The organism is Actinomadura kijaniata (assembly GCF_014138665.1).
In the GTDB taxonomy this organism is placed as follows: Bacteria; Actinomycetota; Actinomycetes; order Streptosporangiales; family Streptosporangiaceae; genus Spirillospora; species Spirillospora kijaniata.
In genome coordinates, this window is sequence record NZ_JACJIA010000010.1 from 69,200 (window position 1) to 95,188 (window position 25,989).

The 25,989-nt window shown below is 73.7% G+C and carries 25 protein-coding genes; 9 read left to right on the forward strand and 16 right to left on the reverse strand.

Translation table 11 applies throughout. The features are described from left to right. Positions 1-46: 46 nt before the first annotated feature. Together HNR61_RS31835 and HNR61_RS31840 are read left to right on the forward strand one after the other, a co-directional pair. Complete coding sequence (locus tag HNR61_RS31835; RefSeq protein ID WP_182846858.1) at positions 47-568, forward strand: YbaK/EbsC family protein; 522 nt, start codon at positions 47-49, stop codon at positions 566-568. Beyond that, complete coding sequence (locus HNR61_RS31840) at positions 565-1,128, forward strand: HD domain-containing protein (protein ID WP_182846859.1); 564 nt, start codon at positions 565-567, stop codon at positions 1,126-1,128. Before HNR61_RS31835 ends, HNR61_RS31840 begins: the two co-directional genes overlap by 4 nt. Here the strand turns inward: HNR61_RS31840 and HNR61_RS31845 are convergent. The 4 genes from HNR61_RS31845 to HNR61_RS31860 all read right to left on the reverse strand — a co-directional run bounded on the left by HNR61_RS31845 (position 1,119) and on the right by HNR61_RS31860 (position 4,155). Then, complete coding sequence (locus HNR61_RS31845) at positions 1,119-2,000, reverse strand: SRPBCC family protein (RefSeq protein WP_182846860.1); 882 nt, start codon at positions 1,998-2,000, stop codon at positions 1,119-1,121. The genes HNR61_RS31840 and HNR61_RS31845 overlap by 10 nt on opposite strands. Next, a complete protein-coding gene (locus HNR61_RS31850; RefSeq protein WP_182846861.1) occupies positions 1,993-2,553 on the reverse strand; it encodes an ArsR/SmtB family transcription factor in 561 nt (186 codons plus the stop codon). The genes HNR61_RS31845 and HNR61_RS31850 overlap by 8 nt, the downstream gene beginning before the upstream one ends. 77 nt (positions 2,554-2,630) lie before the next feature. Then, complete coding sequence (locus tag HNR61_RS31855) at positions 2,631-3,698, reverse strand: FAD-binding protein (RefSeq protein ID WP_182846862.1); 1,068 nt, start codon at positions 3,696-3,698, stop codon at positions 2,631-2,633. 1 nt (position 3,699) lies between these two features. Next, complete coding sequence (locus HNR61_RS31860) at positions 3,700-4,155, reverse strand: MarR family winged helix-turn-helix transcriptional regulator (protein WP_067824043.1); 456 nt, start codon at positions 4,153-4,155, stop codon at positions 3,700-3,702. A gap of 87 nt (positions 4,156-4,242) precedes the next feature. On the opposite strand from HNR61_RS31860, the gene HNR61_RS31865 reads away from it, so the two are divergent. Next, positions 4,243-4,704 (forward strand): DoxX family protein, encoded by a 462-nt coding sequence (locus tag HNR61_RS31865; protein ID WP_182846863.1) that lies wholly within the window; start codon positions 4,243-4,245, stop codon positions 4,702-4,704. A gap of 302 nt (positions 4,705-5,006) precedes the next feature. Next, positions 5,007-6,425 carry an alpha,alpha-trehalose-phosphate synthase (UDP-forming) gene (locus HNR61_RS31870; protein ID WP_312898195.1) on the forward strand — a complete coding sequence of 473 codons (1,419 nt, stop codon included), beginning with the start codon at positions 5,007-5,009 and terminating at the stop codon, positions 6,423-6,425. Positions 6,426-6,455: 30 nt separating this feature from the next. Here HNR61_RS31870 and HNR61_RS31875 read toward each other — a convergent pair whose 3' ends face one another. Continuing rightward, entirely contained in the window at positions 6,456-7,082 is a 627-nt protein-coding gene (locus tag HNR61_RS31875) for an ATP-binding protein (protein WP_182846865.1), read from the reverse strand. Positions 7,083-7,222: 140 nt separating this feature from the next. Between HNR61_RS31875 and HNR61_RS31880 the strand changes: the two genes are divergently transcribed. Both HNR61_RS31880 and HNR61_RS31885 read left to right on the forward strand, forming a co-directional pair. Further along, positions 7,223-7,453 (forward strand): DUF397 domain-containing protein, encoded by a 231-nt coding sequence (locus HNR61_RS31880; protein ID WP_182846866.1) that lies wholly within the window; start codon positions 7,223-7,225, stop codon positions 7,451-7,453. Between the two features lie 58 nt (positions 7,454-7,511). Further along, positions 7,512-9,053, forward strand: a complete 1,542-nt coding sequence (locus HNR61_RS31885) for an acyl-CoA synthetase (RefSeq protein ID WP_182846867.1) — start codon at positions 7,512-7,514, stop codon at positions 9,051-9,053. A gap of 67 nt (positions 9,054-9,120) precedes the next feature. On the opposite strand, the gene HNR61_RS31890 is transcribed toward HNR61_RS31885, so the two are convergent. The 3 genes from HNR61_RS31890 to HNR61_RS31900 all read right to left on the reverse strand — a co-directional run bounded on the left by HNR61_RS31890 (position 9,121) and on the right by HNR61_RS31900 (position 12,738). Then, positions 9,121-10,671, reverse strand: a complete 1,551-nt coding sequence (locus HNR61_RS31890; RefSeq protein WP_182846868.1) for a DHA2 family efflux MFS transporter permease subunit — start codon at positions 10,669-10,671, stop codon at positions 9,121-9,123. Positions 10,672-10,921: 250 nt separating this feature from the next. Then, the gene (gene galT / locus HNR61_RS31895) at positions 10,922-11,923 is read right to left on the reverse strand and encodes a galactose-1-phosphate uridylyltransferase (RefSeq protein WP_182846869.1); all 1,002 of its coding nucleotides are present in this window, start codon (positions 11,921-11,923) and stop codon (positions 10,922-10,924) included. Next, positions 11,920-12,738: a DeoR/GlpR family DNA-binding transcription regulator gene (locus HNR61_RS31900; RefSeq protein ID WP_312898196.1), complete on the reverse strand. Its 819-nt coding sequence runs from the start codon at positions 12,736-12,738 to the stop codon at positions 11,920-11,922. The genes galT and HNR61_RS31900 overlap by 4 nt, the downstream gene beginning before the upstream one ends. 106 nt (positions 12,739-12,844) lie before the next feature. Here HNR61_RS31900 and HNR61_RS31905 point away from each other — a divergent pair, with 106 nt between their 5' ends. After that, complete coding sequence (locus tag HNR61_RS31905) at positions 12,845-13,639, forward strand: alpha/beta fold hydrolase (RefSeq protein ID WP_182846870.1); 795 nt, start codon at positions 12,845-12,847, stop codon at positions 13,637-13,639. Between the two features lie 60 nt (positions 13,640-13,699). Beyond that, positions 13,700-14,647, forward strand: coding sequence for a hypothetical protein (locus tag HNR61_RS31910; protein ID WP_182846871.1), 948 nt, complete (start codon positions 13,700-13,702; stop codon positions 14,645-14,647). A 199-nt stretch (positions 14,648-14,846) separates the two neighbouring features. Here HNR61_RS31910 and HNR61_RS31915 read toward each other — a convergent pair whose 3' ends face one another. The 6 genes from HNR61_RS31915 to HNR61_RS31940 form a co-directional block, all read right to left on the reverse strand. Then, positions 14,847-15,650: an SAM-dependent methyltransferase gene (locus HNR61_RS31915; RefSeq protein WP_182846872.1), complete on the reverse strand. Its 804-nt coding sequence runs from the start codon at positions 15,648-15,650 to the stop codon at positions 14,847-14,849. Between the two features lie 148 nt (positions 15,651-15,798). Continuing rightward, entirely contained in the window at positions 15,799-16,041 is a 243-nt protein-coding gene (gene atpE, locus HNR61_RS31920) for an ATP synthase F0 subunit C (protein WP_182846873.1), read from the reverse strand. Between the two features lie 198 nt (positions 16,042-16,239). Beyond that, positions 16,240-17,388 carry an acyl-CoA dehydrogenase family protein gene (locus tag HNR61_RS31925; RefSeq protein WP_182846874.1) on the reverse strand — a complete coding sequence of 383 codons (1,149 nt, stop codon included), beginning with the start codon at positions 17,386-17,388 and terminating at the stop codon, positions 16,240-16,242. Positions 17,389-17,392: 4 nt separating this feature from the next. Further along, positions 17,393-18,310, reverse strand: a complete 918-nt coding sequence (locus HNR61_RS31930; RefSeq protein ID WP_182846875.1) for a hydroxymethylglutaryl-CoA lyase — start codon at positions 18,308-18,310, stop codon at positions 17,393-17,395. After that, positions 18,310-20,280 carry an acetyl/propionyl/methylcrotonyl-CoA carboxylase subunit alpha gene (locus HNR61_RS31935; protein WP_182846876.1) on the reverse strand — a complete coding sequence of 657 codons (1,971 nt, stop codon included), beginning with the start codon at positions 20,278-20,280 and terminating at the stop codon, positions 18,310-18,312. The genes HNR61_RS31930 and HNR61_RS31935 overlap by 1 nt, the downstream gene beginning before the upstream one ends. Positions 20,281-20,288: 8 nt before the next feature. Next, a complete protein-coding gene (locus HNR61_RS31940; protein ID WP_182846877.1) occupies positions 20,289-21,893 on the reverse strand; it encodes a carboxyl transferase domain-containing protein in 1,605 nt (534 codons plus the stop codon). Positions 21,894-21,975: 82 nt separating this feature from the next. On the opposite strand from HNR61_RS31940, the gene HNR61_RS31945 reads away from it, so the two are divergent. Next, positions 21,976-22,542 (forward strand): SACE_7040 family transcriptional regulator, encoded by a 567-nt coding sequence (locus HNR61_RS31945; RefSeq protein ID WP_182846878.1) that lies wholly within the window; start codon positions 21,976-21,978, stop codon positions 22,540-22,542. Positions 22,543-22,581: 39 nt separating this feature from the next. Here the strand turns inward: HNR61_RS31945 and HNR61_RS31950 are convergent, their stop codons facing one another. Beyond that, entirely contained in the window at positions 22,582-23,934 is a 1,353-nt protein-coding gene (locus HNR61_RS31950; protein ID WP_182846879.1) for an extracellular solute-binding protein, read from the reverse strand. Beyond that, positions 23,931-25,976, reverse strand: a complete 2,046-nt coding sequence (locus HNR61_RS31955; protein WP_182846880.1) for a VWA domain-containing protein — start codon at positions 25,974-25,976, stop codon at positions 23,931-23,933. Before HNR61_RS31955 ends, HNR61_RS31950 begins: the two co-directional genes overlap by 4 nt. Between the last annotated feature and the right edge of the window lie 13 nt (positions 25,977-25,989).

Genomic DNA, 25,989 nt, shown 5'->3' on the forward strand with positions numbered 1-25,989 from the left:
GTCCGGTCTGGCAGAGTGGGCCTTTCCGGACCGGAAGGAGCACACGTTGGTCGGGAACCTGGACTGGCGGCCCGCGGGCGGGCACCCGGACCTGCTCGCCGCCCCCGTCGCGGCGGCGGTCGGCGCGGTGCCGGACGCGCTCGCCGCCGCGATCGACCCCGCGCTGGCGGACACGGCGGCGTTCTGCGAGCACTACGCGGTGCCCCTGGAGGCCAGCGCCAACTGCGTGATCGTCGCGGCCAAGCGCGGCGGCGAGGTCGCCTACGCGGCCTGCATGGTGCTGGCGACCGACCGCGCCGACGTCAACGGCGTGGTCCGCAGGCACCTGGGCGCGCGGAAGGCGTCGTTCGCGCCGATGGACGACGCGACGAGGCTGACCGCGATGGAGTACGGCGGCATCACCCCGGTCGGGCTGCCCGCCGACTGGCCGGTCCTGGTGGACGAGGCCGTCGCCGCCGCCCCGCAGGTCGTCATCGGCAGCGGGCTGCGCGCCGCCAAGCTGCTGGTCCCCGGCAAGGCCCTGGCGGACCTGCCGAACGCCGCGACCGTCGCGCTCGCCCAGCGGTGACCGGGGCGACGCCCGGGCCCGCCCCGCTCCCGGACCGGGCCGCCCGGCTGCTGGCCGACACCGGCGCCCCGCCCCGGCTCCGCGCCCACCTGCGGCTCGTCCACGACGTGGCGCGCGCCCTGGTCGCCTGGACGGCCGAGCACCACCCGGCCGCCGGGGTGGACGCCGAGGCGGTGCTGTTCGGCGCGGCCACCCACGACATCGGCAAGGCGCTGCACCCCGCCGAGCTGTCCGGCCCGGGGTCCGCGCATGAGGAGGCGGGGTACGCGCTGCTGCGGTCGCGCGGCGTGGAGGAGCGCCTGGCGCGCTTCGCCCGGACCCACGCCGACTGGGACGCGCCGGGGGCCGGCCTGGACGACCTGCTGGTCAGCCTGGCCGACAAGGTGTGGAAGGCCAAGCGCGTCCCCGGCCTGGAGGACCGCGTCGTGGACCGGCTGGCGGCGGCGTCCGGCCGGGAACGCTGGGAGGTGTTCATGGAGCTGGACGACCTCCTCGACCGGATCGCCGCCGGTGCCGACGAGCGGCTGGCGTTCCAGAACGCGCACCCGGTCTACTCGTAGCTGAGCATCCCCTCCGGGACGCCCTCCAGGTGCACCTCCAGCCACAGCGGGCGCCAGTCGGGGATCTCGTGGTAGCGGCGCAGCTCGGCGACGCCGCTGAGCCAGCCCATCCAGGCGCCGTAGGACGGGTTGCCCTCGTCGAACCCGCTCTGCACGAACGTCAGCCGGGTCCCGCCGTCGCTGCCCTCCAGCTCCCAGGAGGAGGTCATGTCGTCGGCCCACCGGAGCGAGCAGCGGCGGCCGGGCTCCAGGTCGACGATCGTGGCGGGGTGGGGGTCCAGGTCGAAGCCGCCCATCGCGAACCGGCCGCCGACGCGCGGCTCGATGTCGACGTTCGCGCCGAACCAGCGGCGGAACTCCTCGGGCTTCATGAGGGAGTCGTAGACCGCCTGCGGCGGCGCGTCGATGTGGACCTGGTTGCGCATCTCGGGCGAGGTGAAGTCGCAGAACCCGGTGAGCGGGCGGCCCTCCAGGTGGTCGGCGAGGTTGGCCAGCGCCAGCGCCCAGAACGTGTGCATCAGCGCGCGGTTGTTCTCCTCCGTGACGGCCGCCTGCCAGCCGGGCACGTTGGTCTGGGTGTAGCGGACGATCGTGGCGCCCGGGGCCTCCTCCTCCAGGGCGAGCTCGACGGTGGTGTCCTCGTCGTCGAGCCGCCACACGAAGCGCAGGACGTGCTCGTCGGCGTGCAGGAGGCGCTGCCGGGGCCGGTCGCCCTCGGGTGTGTGCCGCCCCCAGAACCCGAACCGGTCCGGCAGGTCGGCCTCGGCGTGCTCGGCGAGCCAGACGCGCAGCTCGGCGGGGTCGGTCAGGGCGTGGTGGACGTTCTTCAGGGGCGCCTTCACGCGAAGGCTGAGCTTCATCGGGTCACTCACGGTCGTCCTCCTTGGGGTAGCAGGCCACGGCGAGCTTGAAGGCGTCGCCCTCGGCGCCGCCGTAGCGGGTGAACAGGTCCTGGAGCGTGCGGCGGAGGTCGTCCAGGAACTCCTGCCGCCGTTCCGGCCGCACGCGGATGTCCCCGGACACGCCGATCGACGGCAGTTCGGGCGCGGACCGGTCGAGCGCGGCGACGTCGGCCTGGACCTCCTCCATGAGGTCGAGCAGGTGCCCGAGGCTCATCTCGTCGCGGGCGCGCCGCGGCCCGCCGATCCGGCCGACCAGCCGCGGCGACATCCAGTAGGAACGGGCCGCCGCCTGGTAGACGCCCTCGTTGATCCCGCGCACCCGGCGCTGCGCGACCTGGTGGACCAGGCCCGCGTCCGCCAGGCGTTTGACGTGGTAGTAGACGCGCTGCTGGGTCTGGGCGAGGCGGTCGGCGACCTCGCCGCACGAGCGGGGCTCGGCCAGCTGCCGCAGCACCTCGATGCGCTGCGGCTTGAGCAGGGCCTCGGCCTGCTCGACGGTCTCCAGGTACAGGATGTCTCTCATCGCAAAAACATTCTTTTATGTAAAAGAAGATTTTTTCAATGGGGCGACCGGATGCGGTCAGCGCGAAAAAGGCCAGGTCAGGCCGGTGGGTAGGGGACACCGCCGACCGCGCGGGCGCGTTCGAGCAGCGCGCGGTTGGCGGCCAGCATCCGGTCGGGCGGTGTGCCTCCGGGGGAGGCGGTGCGCAGCAGGCCGAACAGCACCGGGTCGGCGGGGGCGCGCAGGTTCGGGACGCGCCGGACCACCAGCCGCTTGACGAGCACGACCCCGCTGAGTCCGATGTCGGCGGGCGCCGTCTCCGCCAGGGTCCGTTCGATGACGCCGGCGGCGCGGGCGGCGGGCAGCAGCACGACCTGCCAGGGGTGGGGCCGCCGCCACTCGCCGAGCGCGACGAGCCGCTCGACGTCGGGGCGCATCCGGTCGGCGAAGGCGGGGAACGGGAGTTCCTCGGCCTCGACGGCGCCCTCGGGCAGGGGTGACCCGGCGGGCAGCACCGCCTTGAACTCGTAGCGCCAGCCGGGGCCGTCCTGGGGTTTGGCCTGGCCGAAGACGTGCGGGGCGTCCACGGCGCGCTGCCGGTCCAGCAGGGCGGCGGCGCCGGGGCAGGGGATCTTGCAGGAGACGACGCGCGCGGGGACGGCGACCAGCCGCAGCGTCGCGCGGGTGATCACCCCGTGGCGTCCGGCCCCGGCGCGGACCGCGTCGAACAGCTCCGGGCGCGTGGCGGGGGAGCAGGGCGTGACCGCGCCGTCGGGGGTGACGACCTCCAGGTCCAGGACGTTGTCGGCCTGCGTGCCGTGGCGGTGGGAGGAGCCGCCGATCCCGCCCGCCGACAGCGTGCCGCCGACCGTCAGGTCCAGGTGGTCGGTGAGGACGGGCGGGGCCAGGCCGTGCGGCAGCGTCGCGTCCAGCACCTCCCGCCAGGTCGCGCCCGCCTCCACGGCCACCCGGCCGGGCCGCACCTCGCCGACGGCGGCCATCGCGCGCATGTCGAGCAGCGTCCCGGCGGTGAGGGAGCGGCCGTCGTCGGAGTGCCCGCACCCGCGCGGCACGGCGCCCGGCATCGCCGCGGCGACGTCGCGGGCCGACCGGGGCCGCACGACCCGGCGCGGCGCGCGCTCCACCAGGCCGCCGAAGTCGCGCATCTCAGCCGCTCAGGCGCTGGGCCACCCGCGTGAACGCCTCGCCCAGCACCTCGAGCTCCTCGGGGGTCAGCAGGTCGATCAGGTTCTCCCGGACGACCCTGCGGTGGCCGGGGCGGACCTTCTCCAGCGCCTCGCGGCCCCTGTCGGTCAGCTCGGCCCACACCGCGCGGCGGTCGGAGTCGCACGCGGTGCGCCGCACCAGTCCGTCACGTTCCAACTGGGTGACCTGGTAGGTGAGGCGGCTCTTGGAGACCATCACCTCCCGCGCCAGGTCCGACATGCGCAGCCGCCGCCCGTCGGACATCGCCAGCTTGACCAGCACCTCGAACTCGGGGTGGGTCAGGCCGCCATCGTGCTTGAGCTGCTGTTCGATCCGGTTCTCCAGCAGGTGCGACGCGGCCAGGAACGCGATCCAGGCGCGCAGCTCCCGGGGGTCGAGGGCGTCGCTGTGGGTCATGCCCCGATTCTAGTTGGTTCGATTTTGAACTAAACCCTGGTAGCGTTAGTTCAGATTTGAACAACAAGCCTCGGAGGACTCCCGCCCATGACTTCCACGCGCGGCTCCCTGTTCCCTCGCTTCCCCGACGCCGGGCTGCTGGTCGGCCGGCTCGCGCTCGGCGTGATCTTCATCGCGCACGGCTGGCAGAAGCTCACCGACACCGGCCACTCCGGCGTCACCGCGATGTTCAAGGGGCTCGGCATCCCGATGCCCTCGGTCGCCGCCCTGTTCGCCACCTGGGTGGAGCTGCTGGGCGGCGTGGCCCTGATCGTGGGCCTGCTCGTCCCGGTCGCGGGCGTGCTGCTGGCCCTGAACATGCTGGGCGCGCTGTGGTACGTGCACCTCGACAAGGGTCTGTTCGCCGCCGAGGGCGGTTACGAGTTCGTGCTCGTCCTCGGCGCGACGGCCGTGCTGCTGGCCTGCACCGGCGCGGGCCGCTTCTCCCTGGACGCCCTCGTGTTCGGGGGCGGGCGCAGGGCGGCCGAACGCGAGCCGGCCGGAGTCTGACCCTCCGGCGGCCCTCCCGCCGGCGAAGGCCGCCGCACCGATGTCCGGTGCGGCGGCCTTCGCGCGCTCTGCGCCGGGTGTGGGATTTGACCGTTCCATCTGACAAATCAGTGAATTGTGGCGAACTGATCGCCTCTGACGTGCGTGGTGTCCGATTCGCTGGGTAGGACGAACGAACGATCACTGGTCGGCGACCTGCCCTTCGGGCGCCGGGTGATCAGGGCAGAATGATCCACACACGTCGAACGGTCGGGTCCCCGTCCTTCGGCGGTCACAACAGGTTACGGGAAGGCAGGTCGTCAGTGACGGACGGTAGCGAGTTCGTGGTGGTGGCCAACCGGCTTCCGGTGGATCGTGTCGTCGGAGCGGACGGGTCCCCGTCGTGGCGCCGCAGCCCGGGCGGACTGGTCAGCGCGATCGCCCCGCTGATGCGGCGCCGGCACGGCACGTGGATCGGATGGGCGGGCTCGCCCGACGAGCGGCTGGAGCCGTTCGAGGAGGACGGCATGAGGCTGGTGCCGGTCTTCCAGTCGTCGGAGGACGTCGAGCTCTACTACGAGGGCTTCTCCAACGCCACCCTGTGGCCGCTCTACCACGACGTCGTCGCGCCGCCGGTGTACGACCGCGCCATGTGGGACGCCTACGTCCGGGTCAACGAGCGGTTCGCCGAGGTCGCCGCGGCGGTCGCGGCGGAGGGCTCGGTCGTCTGGGTGCAGGACTACCAGCTCCAGCTGGTCCCGGCGATGCTCCGCAAGCTGCGCCCGGACCTGCGGATCGGGTTCTTCCTGCACATCCCCTTCCCGCCGCTGGAGCTGTTCTGGCAGATGCCCTGGCGCCGCCAGATCCTGGAGGGGCTGCTGGGCGCGGACCTGGTCGGGTTCCAGCTGCCCGGCGCGGCGGCCAACTTCGTGCGGCTGTGCGCGCGGCTGCTCGGCGCCCGCAACACCAAGCAGGACGTCCACTGGGACGACCGGGTGGTGCGCGCCCGCGCGTTCCCGATCTCGGTGGACGTGGAGGAGCTGCACGACCTGATCTCGCAGCCCGCGGTGCGGGAGCGCGCCGAGGAGATCCGCGCCGACCTCGGCGGCGGCACCGTGCTGCTGGGCGTGGACCGGCTCGACTACACCAAGGGCATCGCCCAGCGGCTCCAGGCGTTCGGGGAGCTGCTCAGCGACGGCGACCTGAAGCCGGGCGAGGCGGTGTTCGCGCAGATCGCCACGCCGAGCCGGGAGCGCGTCGAGCAGTACCAGCTGCTGCGCGACCAGATCGAGCAGCAGGTCGGCCACATCAACGGCGAGCACAGCGAGCTCGGCACCACCGTCATCCACTACCTGCACACCTCGTACGACCGCCAGGAGCTGGCCGCGCTGTACCTGGCCGCCGACGTCATGGTGGTGACGCCGCTGCGGGACGGCATGAACCTGGTCGCCAAGGAGTACGTGGCGTGCCGGGAGGACCTGCGGGGCGCGCTGGTGCTGAGCGAGTTCGCCGGGGCCGCCGCCGAGCTGAAGCGCGGCGCGTTCCAGGTCAACCCCTACGACATCGACGGGCTGAAGGAGGCGCTGCTGGCGGCGATCCGCTCCACGCCCGCCGAGCAGGCGCGCCGGATGCGCGTGATGCGCAAGCGCGTGCTGGAGCACGACGTGGACCGCTGGGCGCGGTCGTTCCTGGACGAGCTGGAACGACCGCAGGACCCGCTGCCCGAGGAGCAGCCTGCCTGATCCCGGAACGACCCCGCGGCCGCCTGCGTGTCAGGCGGCCGTTTCCGTGTGCGGCCGGGGCAGGTCGAACGACGCCCAGACCGCCTTGCCGCCGGTGCTGAGCGGGGCCCAGCCCCAGGCGTCGCTGACCCCGGCGACCACCAGCAGGCCGCGGCCGTCCTCGCCGAACCACTCGGCGCCGTGGGCGGTCGGCTCGGGCGTGTCCTCGCCCGGGTCGGTGACCACCGCGACCAGCCGCCGGGGGTGGCCGAGCAGGACCAGCTGAACGGGGTGGGCGGAGCCGGGGGACAGGTCGCGCATGCCGTGCCGCAGCGCGTTGGAGACCAGCTCCGACACCGCGAGGACCACGTCGTCGGCGCGCTCCCCGGTGGTGAGCCCCCAGTCGGCGAGCGTCGCGGTGGTGAAGCCGCGGGCCTCGCGCGCGCAGGTGGGGTCGGCGCGCAGCACGCGGCGTGCCGTGCGGGGCGTTCCGGTGTGCGGGACCGGCCAGAAGCCGCGCAGGCCGGAGGCGACGGTCGGCGCGCCGGCGCCGGGATCCCGGCGCGCGTCCGGGCGGGCGGGCGCGGGGCCGGGGTCGGGTTGCCGGTGCGGGTGCTCGGGGGCCGTCCGCCGGGGGCCCCGGGCGTGGGTCGCGGCGTCTGCCAGGTCAACGATCATTGTCAGAACCCCAAGGCGAGCGGGTGGGCAGGGGCGGGCGTTCGCTATCTTGCTCCCCACAACGTGCAGATGCAAGACCGTTCGCACGAACAAATGCACGTGCATCACGTGTCATCATGGGGTGGAGAAGGGGGTCTCCGATGGACGTCCAAGCGCTGCCAGGACCCGTCCGGCAGGGCCTGATATGGCAGAAGAGCCGACGCAGCAACCCGAGCGGCAACTGCGTGGAGCTGGCCGAACTGCCCACCGGAGAGATCGCGGTACGCAACTCCCGCTATCCGGACGGGCCGATCCTCGTCTACACGCGGGCGGAGGTGGAGGCCTTCGTCGGCGGGGCCAAGGACGGCGACTTCGACCACATGCTGGTCTGATCCGCCAGTAAACCGAATACCGTTCCATTTCGGCGGCCCGCGAGGTAGCGTGCGGCGCATGCACCTGGGGCAGATCGCCGAGGAGACGCCCGACAAGCCCGCCGTGATCATGGCGGGCACGGGCCGCGTCATCACCTACCGGGAACTGAACGAGGAGTCGAACCGGCTCGCGCAACTCCTCCACGCCGAGGGGCTGCGCGCCGGGGACCACATCGCGTTCATGCTGGAGAACCACCCGCTGTACCTGGCCATCGCCTGGGCGGCGCAGCGGGCGGGTCTCTACTACACCGCCATCAGCTCACGGCTCCAGGCCGGCGAACTCGCCTACATCGTCGACAACTGCGAGGCCCGGGTGTTCATCAGCAGCGCCGCGCTGCGGGACACGGCCGCCGCCGTCGCCGAACGCGCCCCGCGGGTGTCGCTGCGCCTGATGCTGGACGGCACCGCCCCCGGCTTCGAGTCCTACGAGGAACGCGTCGCCGCCCATCCGCCCACGCCCATCGCCGGGGAGCGCGAGGGCGCGGACATGCTCTACTCCTCCGGCACCACCGGCCGCCCCAAGGGCGTCAAGCCGCCGCTGCCCCTGACCGAGATGGGGACGCCGGGCCCGCTCCACGGCCTCATCGCGTTCCTGTTCCAGCCCGACGGCGACTCGGTGTACCTGTCCCCGGCCCCGCTGTACCACGCCGCGCCGCTGCGGTACTGCCTGACGTTCCAGCGGTTCGGCGCGACCGTGGTGGTGATGGAGAGGTTCGACGCCGAGCAGGCTCTCGCGCTGATCGAGAAGTACCGGGTGACGCACAGCCAGTGGGTGCCGACGATGTTCATCCGGATGCTCAAGCTGCCCGAGGAGGTCCGCGCCCGCCACGACGTGTCCAGCCTCCGGCACGCCGTGCACGCCGCCGCGCCCTGCCCGGTCCCCGTCAAGGAACAGATGATCGAGTGGTGGGGGCCGGTGCTGTCGGAGTACTACGCGGGCACCGAGGGCAACTGCTTCGTCTACACCGACTCCAAGGACTGGCTGGCGCACAAGGGCACCGTCGGACGGCCGCTGCTCGGCGAGGTGCACGTGTGCGACGAGGAGGGCGACGAACTGCCGCCCGGCCGTCCGGGGACGCTGTACTTCGGGAACGGGCCGACGTTCGAGTACCACGGCGACGAGGCCAGGACCGCCGAGTCCCGCGACCCGTGGGGACGCGGCTGGAGCACCCTCGGCGACATCGGCTACGTGGACGCCGACGGCTTCGTCCACCTCACCGACCGCCGCTCCTACATGATCATCAGCGGCGGGGTGAACATCTACCCGCAGGAGATCGAGAACCTGCTCGCCGTGCATCCCAAGGTCGCCGACGTCGCGGTGTTCGGCGTGCCGGACGCGGAGATGGGCGAGGCCGTCAGGGCGGTCGTGGAGCCGCTGTCGGCGGACGAGGCCGGGCCGGAGCTGGAGGCCGAGCTGATCGCCTACTGCCGGGACCGGCTGGCGCACTACAAGTGCCCGCGCTCGGTGGACTTCCGCGCCGAACTGCCCCGCCATCCCACCGGCAAGCTCTACAAGCGGCTGCTGAGGGACGAGTACCGGAAGGGACTCCAGGGCGCCTGAACGCCGGACGCCCCGGTCCGGGACCGTCGTGGGTCCGGGCCGGGGCGTCCGGTGCGAGCGGAACGCGTCAGTGCATCGGCATCGGCGCGTCGACGGTGGTGTCCGGCTTGCGGCGCGGCAGCAGCAGCGCCGGCAGGAACGCGAACGCCAGCAGCGCCAGCGACCACCAGTAGGTGGTCTGGAACGAGTCCGACAGCTTCTGCATCATCGCCGCGAGCACCTCGGGGGGCGGCTGGGGCGCGTTGGCCCCGGCCTCGCCACCGCTGAGCTCGTTGGTGCCCGGCAGGCCCCGGTCCCTCATCTGGGCGGCCAGCAGCACGGTGATGAACGCGGTGCCGATCGACCCGGCGATCTGCTGGATGATGTTCAGCGCGGTGCTGGCCCGCGGCACCTCGTCGTGCACGAGCGTCTGCATGGCCGCCGACATGGTCGGCATCATGGTCATGCCCATGCCCATGCCCATCACGAACAGCGCGGCGGCGTGCAGCCAGTAGGACGAGTCCGGGGTGATCAGCGTGGCGAAGCCCGCCACGCCCAGCACCACGGTGGCCAGGCCGACCAGCACGACCTTGCCCGGACCGAGCTTGTCGGTGAGCTTGCCGCCGATCGGCATGGTCAGCATCGCGCCGAGGCCCTGCGGGGCCAGCAGCAGGCCCGAGGCGAACGCCGACTCGCCGCGCACCGTCTGGTAGTAGAACGGCACGATCAGCATCGCGCCGAAGAAGGCGCAGGCGAACAGCACCATCGTGCCGGAGGCCGCCGCCACCGACCGGCGCTTGAACAGCCGCAGGTCGATCAGCGGGTTCTCGTTGCCCCGGCGCAGCGCGTGCCAGACGAACAGCACGGTCAGGACCGCGCCGCCGACCGTGGCCAGCAGCACGTCGGTGCGGCCGAAGTCGCTCTTCTCCGCGCCGGTGGCCAGACCGTAGATCAGCGCGGCCAGGCCGGGCGACAGCAGCACCAGGCCGAGGAAGTCCAGCTTCTCGCCGGGCTGCGGCTCGTCCTTCTTGAGGATCCGCGCGGCGAGGACCAGCGCCACCGCGCCGATCGGCACGTTGATGTAGAAGATCCACTCCCAGGAGACGTCGTCGACCAGCCAGCCGCCCAGGATCGGGCCCGCGATCGGGCCGAGCAGCATCGGGATGCCGACGATGCTCATCACCTGGCCGACCCGCTGGGCGCCGGCCGCCTGGGTCAGGATCGTCATGCCCGCGGGCATGATCATGCCGCCGCCCAGGCCCTGCAGCACCCGGAAGGCGATCAGCGACTCGGCGTTCCAGGCCATGCCCGCCAGCGCCGACCCGGCGACGAACAGCCCGATGGAGATCATGTAGAGGCGCTTGGTGCCGAACCGGGCGCAGGCCCATCCGGTCACCGGGATGACCGTGGCCAGCGCCAGGGTGTAGCCCGTCGCCACCCACTGGATGGTCGAGAGCGGCGTGTTGAAGTCCTCGACGAGGTGCTTCAGCGCGACGTTGACGACGGTCACGTCAAGGATGGACATGATCGCGCCGAGGACGACGACCGCGGCGACCGCGAGGACGCCGCGGTCGAGTCCGCCGCCGTCCGCCGCCGGTGGTGGGCCGTCCGTCGCCTTGGGAGACGCGGGAGCGGTCAACTGAGTGGTCCAATCGTTCAGGGCCCACGCGGGCGTGCGAGGCCGGAGATGGAGGTTCTAGGGGGTACCGCCGCAAAATACTTCAGCGACTGACATTTTCGCGAACGATTAAACTGCGATCACTCCAGGAGTATTCCAGCGGGGTCCGACATTTCCGTGAAGATCGGCTCCGGGCCTGGTGAACCGGGGGTCCCCCTGAGCTGCGCCGACGGGAGTGTGACGTATCCGACACCCCGCGCGCCGGACCCGGTCAGCCGTGGGCGCGCAGGCGGGCGGCGGCGTCCTCGGGGAGCACGTCGGTGATGAACGCGCCCGCCCCGGACTCGGCCGAGGCCAGGTACTTGAGCTTGTCGGCGGTGCGGCGCGGCGTGAAGACCTCCACCCACAGGTGGGCGCGGTCGCGGTCGGCGGCGACGGGGGCCTGGTGCCAGCACGCCATGTACGGCACCGGGCCGGGGAACAGCCCGTCGAACCGGCGCAGCACGTCGGCGTACAGGCGCATCAGCTCCACCGCGCGGTCCTCGCCGAGCGCGGGCAGGTCGGGGACGTGCGCGCGGGGCGCGATGATCGCCTGGACGGGCCAGCGGGCGGCGTGGGGGACGTAGGCCACGAAGTTCTCGGTCGCGGCGACGAGGCGTTCCCCCCGCTCCTCCCGCGCGACCGCCGGGCACAGCACGCAGCCGTCGCGCGCGACGTCGAGGACCCGCCGCGTGCGGGGCGTGACGTAGGGGAACGCGTAGATCTGGCCGTGCGGGTGCTGGAGGGTCGCGCCGATCTCGGTGCCCCGGTTCTCGAAGACGAAGACCTCCTCGACACCGGGCAGCGCGCCGAGCTCGCGGGTCCGGTCGGCGAAGGCGGCGGCGACGGTGGCGAGACGCTCCCCGGGCAGCGCGGCGAACGTGGAGTCGTGGTCGTCGGTGAAGCACACCACCTCGCACCGGCCCCCGGCGGGACCGCCCAGGGAGGGGAAGCGGTTCTCGAACACCGCGACGTGGTAGCCGGGGGCGGGGATCTCGCTGTCGGGGCCGCCCGGGCACAGCGGGCAGGCGTCGGCGGCGGGCAGGAACGTGCGGGTCTGCCGGTGCGCGGCGACGGCGACCCACTCGTCCAGCAGCGGGTCGTGCCGCACCTCGGGACGGGGCCGGTGGGGCGGCAGGTCGCGCTTGTCGGGCGCGGACCGGTCCAGGCCGGGAGCGTCGTCGAAGTAGATCAGCTCTCGGCCGTCGGCCAGCCGGACGGAGGTGCGGTTCATGGGTGCTCCGTGGTCGGGGAAGGGGCGGTCGGGGAAGGTGTGAGGTGGAGGGTCGCGCCCGCCGCGGCCAGGGCGTCGAGGTCGGCGCGCGGCGCGCGGGGATCGGTGACCAGGTGGGCGATGCGTTCGGGCGGCACGGTCCGGAACGGCGCGTCCACGCCGAACTTGGTGTGGTCGGCCAGCACCACCACCTCGGCGGCGGTGGCGGCCAGCGCCCGGTCGGTCCCGGCCGCCGCCAGGCTCGGGGTGGACAGGCCGTGCGCGCCGGTGAGGCCGTTGCCGGACAGGAACGCCCGGCGCACGCGGACGTCCGCCAGGAAGCGTTCGGTGATCCCGCCGGTCAGCGCGTGGGTCGCGCCGCGCAGGCCGCCGCCGGTCAGCACGACCTCCACCTCCCGCCCGTCGGCGAGCGCGGCGGCCACCAGCAGCGAGTTGGTGACGACGGTGAGGCCGGGAACGCCGGCCAGCCGCCGCGCGAGCCGCTGCGTGGTCGTGCCGGGGCCGAGCACGATCGCGTCGTCGGGGCCGACCAGCGTGGCCGCCAGGTCCGCGATGGCCTCCTTCTCGGCGACCGCGACGCCGCTCTTGTCCCGGTGGCTGGGCTCGCGGGCCGGTCCGCCGAGCGGCGCGGCCCCGCCCCGGCTGCGTTCCAGCAGGCCGCGCTCCTCCAGGACGCGCAGGTCGCGGCGGACGGTCACCTCCGACGCGTCGAGCGCCCCGGCCAGGTCGCGCAGCGACATCGCGCCGCGCTCGCGCAGCAGCCGGAGGATGCGCTCGTGCCGCTCGGCGGCGAAACGGGTGGATCCGTCGGACACGCTCCCTCCTTTCGAGCGCTATTTTACCAGTTTCGATCGTTAGTGATCGATAGTGACTGTCCTGCGGGGGCTTCCACTGGGCGGCGGGGCGGGCCAGGATCGGTACATGGACGTCGAGGAGGGCGCGCTGAAGCACGGCCTGCCGTACTTCGCCCTGGGGGCCGGGCGGACGCTGGTGGTGCTGCGGGGCTTGCAGACGACCCACGCGAACCCGGCCGGGTTCGAACGGTCGATGGAACTGAGGGTGGTGCGGCCGCTCGCCGCGCGCTTCCGGGTGTACGCGGTGGGGCGCGGCCCCGGCATGGCGAAGGGCACGACGATGGCCGACATCGCCGCCCAGCACGCCGAGGCCCTGGCCGACCGGTTCGGCGGACCGGTGGACGTGCTCGGCGTCTCGTCGGGCGGGTCGGTGGCCTTGCAGATGGCGGCCGACCATCCGCGGTCCGTGCGCCGCCTGGTCGTCGCGGCCTCCGGGTACAAGCTCGGGCCGGTGGCCAAACAGGCGCAACTGGACTGGGCGTCCGCCGTGGAGCGGGGGCGGCGCGGACTGCACGTCAACGCGCGGCTGGCCAGCCCCTCGCCCGTGGTGCGGGCGCTGCTGACACCGGTGATGTGGCTGATGGACCCGTTCACCCGGCCGGAGGTGCCGGGCGACTTCGTGGCGTTCGTGCACGCGGAGGACGCGTTCGACCTGGGCGACCGGCTACCGGAGATCACCGCGCCCACGCTGGTGGTCGGCGGGGACCGGGACGTCGCCTACCCCGTCGGGTACTTCCGGCGGACCGCGGAGGGCGTGGCGGACGGGCGGCTCATCGTGTACCCGGGGACGGGCCACGTGGGGACGCTCATGCACAAGAGGTTCGCCGACGACGTCCGCGCGTTCCTGGCCGAGGGGGAGTGATCCGCGTTCTGTTGAAAATTACGCGTTGACCCGCCTTCGACCCGCTCTGATCCTTGGGGCATGGCGGGGTGGCGGAGGGCGGCGCCGGGCGCCGCGGTGATGATGTTCGGCGCCGGTGTGCTGGCGGGGTGCGACGGGGGGTCGCCGGGCGGCGGGGCGTCGCCGAAAGCCGAGAAGGTCGGACGCCCGAGTGTCGTGGCGATGTCGGTCCAGGAGTACGGGTCCGCCCTGGCGGGCGCGATCGGCCCGCTGGACACGGCGCTCAGGGGACTGAACGGGGCCGGGGGCTACAGGGGGCTGGCGGGCCGGGTCCGGGCGGCGGAACGCGCCGCGGAGCAGGGCGTGGTGAAGCTGCGCGGGCTGGCCGCGCCGCAGGAGGTGTCGGCCGAGCACGGCAGGCTCGTGGCGGCGCTCCAGGTATTCCAGCGGAACCTGGGCGGCGTCCGGGGCCAGGTCGAGGACCGGAAGGTGTGCACGGGATCGGTGGCCCGCGCCGAGGTCGGCGGGGCGAGCGGCGCGACGGAGCTGCGCCGGGCCGTGGCGGCGCTGGAACCCAAGGTCCCGGGCTGGGACGCCGCGCTCGGCCTTCCGTCGGGCCGCAGGCCGAACGACCGGCCCGCCAACGGCACGTTCATCCGCTCCGGCGACCGCGGCGGGCGCGGCACGCTGACGATCGACAACGGCGGCTCCCACGACGCGGTCATCACCCTGGCCAGGAGCGGCCGCGCGGCGACCTCGGTGTACGTGCGCGAGGGCGACGACTTCACCGTGCGGGGCGTGCCGGACGGCAGGTACTCGATCTACTACACGACCGGCGGCGACTGGGACCGGAAGGTCCGCGCGTTCGGCGGCGACTGCGCGTTCCGGCGCTTCGACGACGAGATGGCCTTCAAGACCGAACGGACGGCGACGCAGATCCGCTGGAGCACCTGGAAGATCACCCTCCAGCCGGTGGTCGGAGGCACGGCGAGCACCAGCGACGTGGCCCCGGACGGCGTCCCCGACTGACGCGGATCACTCCACCCTCAGGCGACGCCCCAGCCTCTCCGCGCCCCTGACCTCCTGCCCTGGTGCGATGTAGACGGCGGTGAGCTTGGGGTTGCGGGCGAGCGGGGACACGTCGGTTCCCGGCGGCAGGCCGACGATGGCGCAGCCGCCTCAACCGCCACGACGCCCCCGTCTCCGTCGCGGAAACGGGTGGCGGACCTCAGGAGGGCTTGCGGGCCAGGGCGCACCAGTGGCCGACGAGCGGGGCCTCGCCGAACGGGTCCGGGTCGGGCCGCCAGCGGGAGGTGGAGACCACACCCGGCTCCAGGACCTCCAGGCCCTCGAAGAGGGTGGCGATCTGCTCGGGGGAGCGCAGGGTCAGCGGGGGCTTGGCGCCGCCCGCGTTCCAGTCCTCGACGGCCCTGCGCATCGGTTCGCCGTCGGCGGCGTCGGTGGCGTGGGAGACGGCCAGGAAGCTGCCGGGCGGGCACGCGTCCATCAGCGTGCCGATGATGGCGCGGGCCTCGTCGAGGTCGGCGATGAAGTGGACGATGCCCAGCAGCATCACCGCGACCGGCCGGGTGAGGTCGAGGGTCCGGCGGGCGCCGTCGAGGATGCCCTCGGGATCGTTCAGGTCGGCGTGCAGGTAGTTGGTGACGCCCTCGGGGCTTCCGGTCAGCAGCGCGTGCGCGTGGGCGAGGACGAGGGGGTCGTTGTCGACGTAGACGACCTTGCACTCGGGGGCGACGCGCTGGGCGACCTCGTGGGTGTTGTCCTGGGTGGGCAGGCCGGTGCCGATGTCGAGGAACTGCCGGACGCCCTCCTTCTCCACCATGTGGCCCACGGTGCGGCGCAGGAACCCGCGGTCGTGCCGGGCCATGTCGATGATGCTGGGCATCACCTGCGCGATCTGGTCGCCCATCTCGCGGTCGGCCGGGTAGTTCTCCTTGCCGCCCAGCCAGTAGTCCCAGACCCGGGCCGAGTGCGGCACCGACGAGTCGACTTCGTGTGACGGCGTGCTCATGAGGGGGCTCCCTGGGGGTCGCGGGTGGCGTTCCCAGAATGGCCGCTGAGCGATCATGAGAACAAGGGCTGGCCGGAAGTTGACAGCGGGGATGACGGGAAAGGCCGTCCGGCTTTGCCGGACGGCCTGGCGGACGGTCGCGAAGAGTTCAGCGGTGCACGAACGGCACCACGAAGCCGATGAGCGCGAGGGCCTCGGTGAGGGCGAAACCGAGGAGCATGTTCTGGCGGATGGTGTTGGTCAGCTCGGGCTGGCGGGCGATCGCCTGCACGCCCTGGCCGAAGATGACGCCGACGCCGATGCCGGGGCCGATGGCGGCCAGGCCGTAGGCGACGGACCCGACGTTGCCCTTCACGGCGGCGAGGTCGGAGGCGGCGAGAATGGCGGACATTCGTCTCCCTTCCTGTTTTCGGAAATCCTTGTGACTGCATTCACATGCTTTCCTGAAAATGGACGGCAGTCAATGCCCCTTCATTCTCACGCCGCTGTGACCTGGTATTTTGTGGCGGCTTCCGCTACCGGCTGAAAAAGGTTTGGCCCCTGCCATTCCCGGAAAGAATGACAGGGGCCGCAAGCGGGACGGGGCGGCTCAGTGCGTGGGTATTCCCAGCGCGCGGGCGATCAGCATCCGCTGCACCTCGGAGGTGCCCTCGCCGACCTCCAGGATCTTGGCGTCGCGGTAGAAGCGGCCGACGGCGTACTCGTTCATGAAGCCGTAGCCGCCGAAGATCTGCGTGGCGTCGCGGGCGTTGTCCATCGCGGCGTTGGAGGCGACCAGCTTGGCGATGGCGGCCTCCTTCTTGAACGGCTCGCCCGCCAGCATCCTCGCCGCCGCCGCGTAGTAGGCCAGGCGGGCGGTGTGCGCGCGGACCTCCATGTCGGCGACCTTGAACTGGATGGCCTGGTAGCGGCCGATCTCCCGGCCGAACGCCTCGCGCTCGCGCACGTACCGCAGGCACTCGTCCACGCAGCCCTGCGCCAGGCCGACCGACAGGGCGGCGATGGCGATGCGGCCCTCGTCGAGGATCCGCAGGAACTGGGCGTAGCCCCGGCCGCGCTCGCCGACCAGGTTCTCGGCGGGCACCCGCACGTCGTCGAACGACAGCTCGCGGGTGTCGGACGCCGACCAGCCGACCTTGGAGTACTTCCTGCCGACGGTGAAGCCGGGCGTGCCGTTCGGGACGATGATCGTGGAGATCTCGTTGTCGCCGGTGAACGCGGTGACCGTCACGAACGCGGTGATGTCGGTGCCGGAGTTGGTGATGAACGCCTTCGACCCGTTGATCACCCACTGGTCGCCGTCGAGCCGGGCGGTGGTGCGCATCCCGCCGGGCACGTCGGAGCCGCCGCCGGGCTCGGTCAGGCCGAACGCCGCCAGCCTCTCGCCGGAGGTCAGGACCGGCAGCCACTTCTCCTTCTGGGCGTCGGAGCCGAAGCGGTAGATCGGCATCGCGCCCAGGGAGACGCCCGCCTCCAGGGTGATGGCGACCGAGGAGTCCACGCGGGCCAGCTCCTCCAGCGCCAGGCACAGCGTGAAGTAGTCGCCGCCCATGCCGCCGTGCTCCTCGGGGAACGGCAGGCCGAACAGCCCCATCTTGCCCATCGCCGCGACGATGTCGTACGGGAACTCGCCGCGCTCGTACAGGTCGCCGATCACCGGGGCGACGGTCTCGCGGGCGAACCGCTCGACCGTGCTCCGCAGCTCCTCCTGCTCGTCGGTGAGCGTGAAGTCGATCATTGGGTCACTCCTTCGGAGACAGTGCCTGGACGACGCGGGACGGGGAGGGGCGGCCGAGCCGGCCGGCCATCCAGCGGCTGGTGGAGACGAGCTTGCCGAGGTCCACGCCGGTGTCGACGCCGAGGCCGTCCAGCATCCACACCAGGTCCTCGGTGGCGAGGTTGCCGGTGGCGGACTCGGCGTACGGGCAGCCGCCGATGCCGCCGGTGGAGGCGTCCACGGTGGTGACGCCCGCCCGCAGCGCGGCCAGGGTGTTCGACAGCGCCTGCCCGTAGGTGTCGTGGAAGTGGACGGCGAGCCGGTCGGCCCCGATGCCCGCCTCGCCCAGCGCCCCGATGAGGGCGGTGACCTGGCCGGGCGTGCCGACGCCGATGGTGTCGCCGAGGCTGAGCTGCTGGCAGCCCATGTCCATCATCCGCTTGGCGACCGACACGACCTGCGGGATCGGCACGTCGCCCTCCCACGGGTCGCCGCACACCATCGACACGTAGGCGCGCACCCACAGCCCCTCGGCGCGGGCGCGCTCCACGACCGGCGCGAACATCGTCAGGGACTCGTCGACGGTGCGGTTGAGGTTGCGGCGCGCGAACGTCTCGGTGGCGCTCCCGAAGATCGCGATCTCCCGGACGCCGAGCGCGAGGGCGCGGTCCAGGCCGCGTTCGTTGGGGACCAGCACCGGCCGGGGGTCGCCCGTGGCGGGCAGCGCCCCGAGCAGCTCCTCGGCGTCGGCGAGCTGCGGCACCCACTTGGGGTGCACGAAGCTGGTGGTCTCGATCGTGGTCAGGCCCGCGTCGGCGAGCCGGGCCACGAACTCGGCCTTCACCTCGACGGGGACGACCGTCTTCTCGTTCTGCAGGCCGTCGCGCGGCCCGACCTCGTAGATCGTGACCCGGTCCGGCAGACCGGGCAGCGGGACCCGCATCACTCCTCCTCGATCACGGCGAGCACGGCGTCCAGGGCGACCTGGGCCCCCGCGCGCACCGGAAGCCGCTTGACCACGCCCGCGACCGGCGCGGTGACGGTGTGCTCCATCTTCATCGCCTCGACCACGACGACCGGCTGGCCCTCGGCCACGGCCTCGCCCTCGGCGACCTTGACGGCCAGGACGGTGCCGGGCATCGGGCTGCGCAGCACGCCGTCGCCGGTCGCGGCGGTCGCGCCGCCGGTCTCGGCGCGGACGTGCTCGGTCAGCGACCAGGCGTGCCCGTCGCGGCCCAGCCACAGGGTGTGGCCGTCGCGGGCGGCGGCGAACGTCAGCGTGCGGCCCTCGTGGACCAGCGTCAGCGTGTCGCCGTCGCGCCGCAGCGACGCCCGCGCCCGCGTGTCGCCGATCGCGACGGTCGCGTCGTGGGCGCGCCCCTGGACCCGCACCTCGACGGGGTCGCCGCCCGCCGGGGTGATGATCCACGGGGTCCAGGCGGGCGCGCCGGGGCGCCAGCCGTCGGGGATCTCCCACGGGTCGGGGGCGGGGGTCTCCAGCGCCAGCACGCGTTCCAGCGCGGCGGCGGCCAGGACCTCCGGCGGGGTGCCGGTCCCGGCGGTGAGGTCGTCCAGGACGCGTTCGACCAGGCCGGTGTCCAGCCGCCCGGCGGCCACCTCCGGGTGGCGGGTCAGCGAGCGCAGGAACGCCACGTTCGTCGCCACGCCCAGCAGCCGGTAGCCGGCCAGGGCCCGGTCGAGGCGGCGCAGCGCCTGCGCCCGGTCCGGCCCCCACACGATGACCTTGGCGAGCATCGGGTCGTAGGAGCCGCCGACCTCGGTGCCCTCGTCCAGGCCGGAGTCGACGCGCACGTGCTCGCCGTCCGGCTCGGTCAGCGACAGGACCGTGCCGCCGGTCGGCAGGAAGCCGCGCGCCGGGTCCTCGGCGTAGACGCGGGCCTCGACGGCGTGGCCGCGGAAGGCGACCTGCTCCTGGGTGAACGGCAGCGGCTCCCCGGCGGCGGCGCGCAGTTGCAGCTCCACCAGGTCGGGGTCGGGGCGGCCGTCGATGGTGACCGCCCTCTCGGTGACCGGGTGCTCCACCTGGAGGCGGGTGTTCATCTCCATGAAGAAGTACTCGCCCGGCCGGTCGGCCGACACGATGTACTCCACGGTGCCCGCGCCGACGTACCCGACCGCCCTGGCCGCGGCGACCGCGCTCGCGCCCATCCGCGCCCGGGTCTCCTCGTCCAGCAGCGGGGACGGCGCCTCCTCGACGATCTTCTGGTGGCGGCGTTGCAGGCTGCACTCGCGCTCGCCGAGGTGGACGGCGTTGCCGTGGGCGTCGGCGAACACCTGGATCTCGATGTGCCGGGGGTTCGCCACGAACCGCTCGGCCAGCAGCGTGTCGTCGCCGAACGAGCCGCGCGCCTCCCGGCGCGCCGAGGCGATCGCCTCGGGCAGGTCGGCGGCGTCGCGGACCAGCCGCATGCCCTTGCCGCCGCCGCCCGCCGACGGCTTCAGCAGCACCGGCAGGCCGACCTCCAGCGCGGCGGCCGCCAGCTCCTCGTCCGACAGGCCCGGCTCGTCGCGGCCGGGCACCACCGGCACCCCGGCGGCGGCCACGGTCCGCTTGGCGCGGATCTTGTCGCCCATCGCCTCGATCGCCTCGGCGGGCGGGCCGACGAACACGATCCCGGCCTCGGCGCAGGCCCGCGCGAACGCGGTGTTCTCCGCCAGGAACCCGTAGCCGGGGTGCACCGCCTGCGCGCCGGTGCTCCGCGCGGCCTCCACCACCGCGTCGATGTCCAGGTACGACGGCACCCGGACCGCCTCGTCGGCCTCGCGGACGTGCCGCGCGCCCGCGTCGGCGTCGCTGTGCACCGCGACCGACCGGATCCCGAGGCGCCGCAGCGTGCGGAACACCCGGACCGCGATCTCACCGCGGTTGGCGACCAGAACGCTCTCGAACATCTCGCCCCTCACATCCGGAAGACGCCGTAGCCGACCGGCTCCAGCGGCGCGTTGGCGGCCACCGACAGGCCGAGGCCCAGCACGCGGCGGGTGTCGACCGGGTCGATCACGCCGTCGTCCCACAGCCGGGCCGTGGAGTAGTACGGGTTGCCCTGCGCCTCGTACTGCTCGCGGATCGGGTCCTTGAACGCCTCCTCGTCCTCGGCCGACCAGGAGTCGCCGAGCTGGTCGCGGCGCACGGTCGCCAGCACGCTGGCGGCCTGCTCGCCGCCCATCACCGAGATGCGGGCGTTCGGCCACATCCACAGGAAGCGGGGCGAGTAGGCGCGGCCGCACATGGCGTAGTTGCCCGCGCCGAACGACCCGCCGATCACGACCGTGAACTTCGGGACGCGGGCGCACGACACGGCGGTGACCATCTTCGCGCCGTGCTTGGCGATGCCGCCGGCCTCGTACTCGCGGCCGACCATGAACCCGGTGATGTTCTGCAGGAACACCAGCGGGACGCTGCGCCGGTCGCACAGCTCGATGAAGTGCGCGCCCTTCTGCGCCGACTCGGCGAACAGGATGCCGTTGTTGGCGATGATCCCGACCGGGTGGCCGTGGATGCGGGCGAAGCCGGTGACCAGCGTGGTCCCGTACTCCTTCTTGAACTCCTGGAACCGCGAGCCGTCCACGATCCGCGCGATGACCTCGCGCACGTCGTAGGGGGTGCGCGGGTCGGGCGGGACGACGCCGTACAGCTCGCGCGGGTCCAGCGCGGGCTCCTCGGGCGCGGCGCTCTCCCAGGGGCGGGGCTCGCGCGGGCCGAACGTCGCGACGATCTCACGGACGATCGACAGCGCGTGCTCGTCGCTGTCGGCCAGGTGGTCGGTGACGCCGGAGGTCCGCGAGTGCAGCTCGCCGCCGCCCAGCTCCTCGGCGGTGACGACCTCGCCGGTCGCGGCCTTCACCAGCGGCGGGCCGCCCAGGAAGATCGTTCCCTGGTTGCGGACGATCACGGCCTCGTCGCTCATCGCCGGGACGTAGGCGCCGCCCGCGGTGCAGGAGCCGAGCACGGCGGCGATCTGCGGGATGCCGCGCGCCGACATGGTCGCCTGGTTGTAGAAGATCCGGCCGAAGTGCTCGCGGTCGGGGAACACCTCGTCCTGCCTCGGCAGGAACGCGCCGCCGGAGTCCACCAGGTACACGCACGGCAGCCGGTTGTGCAGGGCCACCTCCTGGGCGCGCAGGTGCTTCTTGACCGTCATCGGGTAGTAGGTGCCGCCCTTGACGGTGGCGTCGTTGGCGACGACCACGCACTCGCGCCCGGAGACCCGCCCGACGCCCGTGATGATCCCCGCGCCCGGGGCCTCGTCGCCGTACATGCCCTCGGCGGCCAGCGGCGACAGCTCCAGGAACGGCGAGCCGGGGTCCAGCAGGGTGTCCACGCGGTCGCGGGGCAGCAGCTTGCCGCGCGCCAGGTGCCGCTCCCGGGCGCGTTCGGGCCCGCCCCGGCCCGCCCGGTCCACGCGGTCGCGCAGTTCGGCGGCCAGCGCCTCGTTGTGCGCGGCGTTGGCCTTGAACGCCTCGCTCGCCGGGTCGGCGCGCGTGCCCAGCTCAGGTCCGCTCATCACCCGTCCTCGTCGACAGTTAATGCTCGTTAACAAAGCCGATGTTAACCATCATTAACAACGTACGTCTACACTCTGCCCCATGACCGAGGAGACCGTCGTCAACCCCCGCCGGACCGAGATCCTCGGCGCGGCGGCCGAGCTGTTCGCGCGCCGCGGGTTCCACGGCACCTCGATCGGCGACCTCGGCCGGGCCGTCGGCCTCACCGGGCCCGCCCTGTACCGCCACTTCCGCGGCAAGGAGGCGGTCCTGGCGGAGATGCTGCTCGACATCAGCGAGCGGCTGCGGGCGGCGGGGGAGCGGCGGGCCGCCGACCCCGACCCGCTGCGGGCCCTGGACGCCCTGCTGCGCGGGCACATCGCGTTCGCCCTGGCCGACCCGGCGCTGATCACCGTGCACGAGCGCGAGCTCGACAACGTCCCCGAGCCGCAGCGCCACCGGATCCGCCGCCTCCAGCGCGCCTACGTCGAGGAGTGGGTCGGCGTGCTGCGCCGGCTGCACCCCGACCGCCCCGAGGCCCGGCTGCGCGCCGCCGTGCACGCCTGCTTCGGCCTGCTCAACTCCACCCCGCACAGCGCCGCCGCCCTGGACCGCGACGCCATGGCCGACCTGCTGCACACGATGGCCCGCGCCGCCCTCATGGCCTGACCGGGCGGTCCCGCGCGGGGCGGCTCAGCGGGAGGCGGTTCAGCAGGAGGCGGCGCGGCCGTCCAGGGACTCGGCGACGGCGGTCGCGAACCGGTCCGCGTCGCCCCGCCCCCGCATGATCGCGTTGACGCAGCCCCGGAACGTCTCGGTGAACGTCGTGTAGTGCGGCGTGTGCGGGCGCGGCTGGGCCCGCGCCAGCGCCCCCAGCACCGCGCGGCCCAGCTCGGCGAGCTGGGCGCGGTCGGGGATGTCCGGTTCGCCGCGGACGGCGCTGGTGCCCGGCAGCCGCGAGCACGGCGGCACCGCCACCGCCGCCGGGTCGTTGCGGCCGGGCGGCAGCCCCAGCGCCGAGTGGCGGACCGGCGCGAAACCGCCGCAGGAGAACAGCAGCCGCTGGCTGTCGCGGGAGGTCAGGAAGTGCACCAGCCGGGTCGCCTCGCCCGGGTGCGGCGACCGCGCCGAGACCGCGAGGTTCTGCCCGCCCAGCACGGTGCGGCCGGGCAGGGCCGTCACCGTGTAGGTGAGGCGGCCGCCCTCGCGCATCCTCGGCTCGGTGGCGAGCGTCGGGTAGGCGTAGGGCCAGTTGCGCATGGGCACGCCGCCGGAGGCGAACGCGGCGATGCTCGCCTGCTCGTCGAAGCCCCGCGACCGCCGCAGGGGCTCGCTGGCGGCGACGCGCCCGGAGAGCCGGAGCAGCGCCGGGAAGACCTGGTCGCGCAGCCGGCGGCGGTCGGGCCGGTCGCCGCCGGTGAGCCGGTCGGCCGCGCCGTCGTTCCAGACCGCCTCCAGCGCGTTGACCGTCAGGCCCTCGTAGTCCCCGCGCAGCTGCGTGGTGAACCCGGTCCGGTACAGGTCGGCCCAGGTGGCGGGCGGGGGCCGGTCGCGGCGGTGGTAGAGCAGCCCGACGTCCAGGTTGAACGGCAGCGCGTACTGGACGCCGCCGTGGCGGCCGGTGCGCAGCGCGGCGGGGAAGAAGTCCCCGGCGTCGGGCGGCTCCAGGGGGAGCAGCCGGTCGTTCTCGGCGAACTCGGCGGTGCGGGGGTTGTCCAGGATCAGCACGTCGTAGGCGCAGCTCCCGGAGTCCCCGACCGCCTTGAGCTGGCTGTGCTGGAGGTCGGTGGACGGGTCGATCTCCTGGAGGACGGCCGGGGTGCGCGGATTGTCGGCGTTCCACCGGCGGATCAGCGCGCGGCGCTGGTTGTTGAGGCTGACGTCGGTGCCGCCCGCCACGACCAGGGTGTTCCGGTCGCACCGGCCGGGCAGCTCCTCGTAGGAGTACCGCGGGTAGTAGATCACCGCGCCGGCCGCGACGAGCATCAGCACCGCGCCGACCGCCGCGCACAGCCGGCGGTTCGGCCGGCGGCGCGGGTGCCTCGGATCATGCCCGGTCATCGCGGCCCCCTCGCCTTGCGCAGCGCCGACAGCACGGCGGCGGCCTGGTCCTGCACGGGCGCGCCGGTCACCTCCACGCACGAGCCGGCGTCGCCGAACGCCGCCACGACCTCCCGCACCGGGGCGTCGCCGCAGCGGACCGGGCCGGTCAGCGCCACGGTCAGGCGCGCGGTGCCGCGGGCGTCGCGGAACCGCGCGGCGACCCGCTCGGCCCGGTCGCCCGCGCCGGGGTTGCCGCCGGGGTTCTGACCGTCGGTGACCAGGACGATGTCGGTGCGCGCGGGCGCGACCTCGGCCTGGCCGAGCGCGTCGGCCAGCGGCAGGTCGCCGCCCTCGACGGCCAGCGCCTGGACGCGCCCGGTCACCAGGTTCCGGTGCGGGTCCTCGGCCAGCTGCGACGGGACGCGCGGCGTGGCCGGCGCGGGCCGGGAGAACACCTGGAGCCCCACGCTGTCGGTCCGGTGCAGCTGCGCCACCAGCGCCTGCGCGAACGCCCCGGCGCGTGCCAGCCGCGACCCGCCGCCGCTCCCGCCGGTGCCACCGCCCATCGACCCCGACACGTCCACCAGCAGCGACACCGACACCTTCACCCGCGTCGCCCCGACCAGCTGCAGCGCCGTCGTCACCTCGCTGACCGGCGTGCCCCGGGCGTGGACCGGCACCGCGCCGCCCAGCGCGCGCCGCAGCTCCGACAGCGGGTGCGCGGCGTCGGCGGGCGGCGCCGTACCGCCGCCGTCGCGCAGCCCCCGCAGCGCCAGCGGGTGGTCGCGCAGCCACGCGCGGAAGTCGGTGACCGCCTCGGACCGCGCGAGGGTGTCCTCGCCGGGCCACCGCACGTGCACGAACGGGTGGTCCAGCATCGGCAGGTCGGCCGCGTAGTGCGGGTAGAGCCGCCAGTTCTCCGGCAGGGGGCCGCCGGAGCAGCCCTCGCCGAGCGGACGGCCGGTGCCGTAGTCGGCGAGGGCCTGTTCGGGCACCGCGACGGCGACGCCCTCGGGCGGGGTCCTGCGCGGGTCGGCCATCATCCGGAACCGGCACAGCAGCGACACCGCGTCGGTGGCCAGCAGCCCGTCCGGCACGGCGGCCAGCAGCCCGTCGGTCTCGTCGTACTCGGTCGGGTCGGCGGCGTGCAGCGCGGGCGTGACGGCCAGGGCGGCGGCGGAGGTCTCGGGGACGGGGCGCACGACGCCGCGCAGCGGCAGCCCGTTGCGCTCCAGCGTCCGCAGCAGGTCGGAGGTCCGCTCGTACACCGGGCCGGCGGGGGTGGCGGCGGCCTGGCGCTCCCGGGCGAACAGGCCCAGCACCATGGGGGTGCGGCCGACCGAGCCGGTGTCCTCCAGCCGCACGCTCCCGGTCTGCTGCCCCCGCACGTAGGCGAGCTCGGCGGTGGAGGAGGGGATCCAGACGTCGGGCTGCGGGCCGAGGAGGCGTTCGCTGACGTCGCCGCCGGCCGCGCCGGTCGGCGCGGTCCGCCGCCACCCCTGCCGGAACCCCTCGGCCAGCGGCACCACGCCGGGCTCGGCGGTGACGCTGAAGGTGTGGCGGCGGCAGCCGTTGTCGCGACGGTCGGCGGAGAACGCGTCGGCCGCGTCCCGCACCGCCGCCAGCAGCTCGGGCGTGGTCGTCACGCGCAGCCCCAGCGCCGGATCGCAGGGCCGGAACGTCGCGTACACGATCCGCCCGCCCAGCACCAGCAGCAGGACCAGGCCCGTCACCGCCGCGCCACCGAACACCCACGCCAGCGCGTCACCGGCCCAGCGCAGCGCCGCCGCGACCCGGTCGGGCAGCTCGTGCCGGCGCCGCAGCAGCACGTACGCCGCCACCAGCGCGCCGGAGACCAGCACGACGCCCAGCAGCGGCAGCGCGATGTGCCGCAGGAACGGCCGGTCGATCAGCCGGCCCAGCACCGTGACGACCACGGCGACGGAGATCTCGATGAACAGCAGCAGGGCGAACCGCTCGGCCCACTGCCGGACGGGACCGGGCCGGGGGCCCGGCTCCCGCCGCCGTCTCTCGGATCCGTCCTCGTCCGGACCGGTCATGCACGCCCTATCG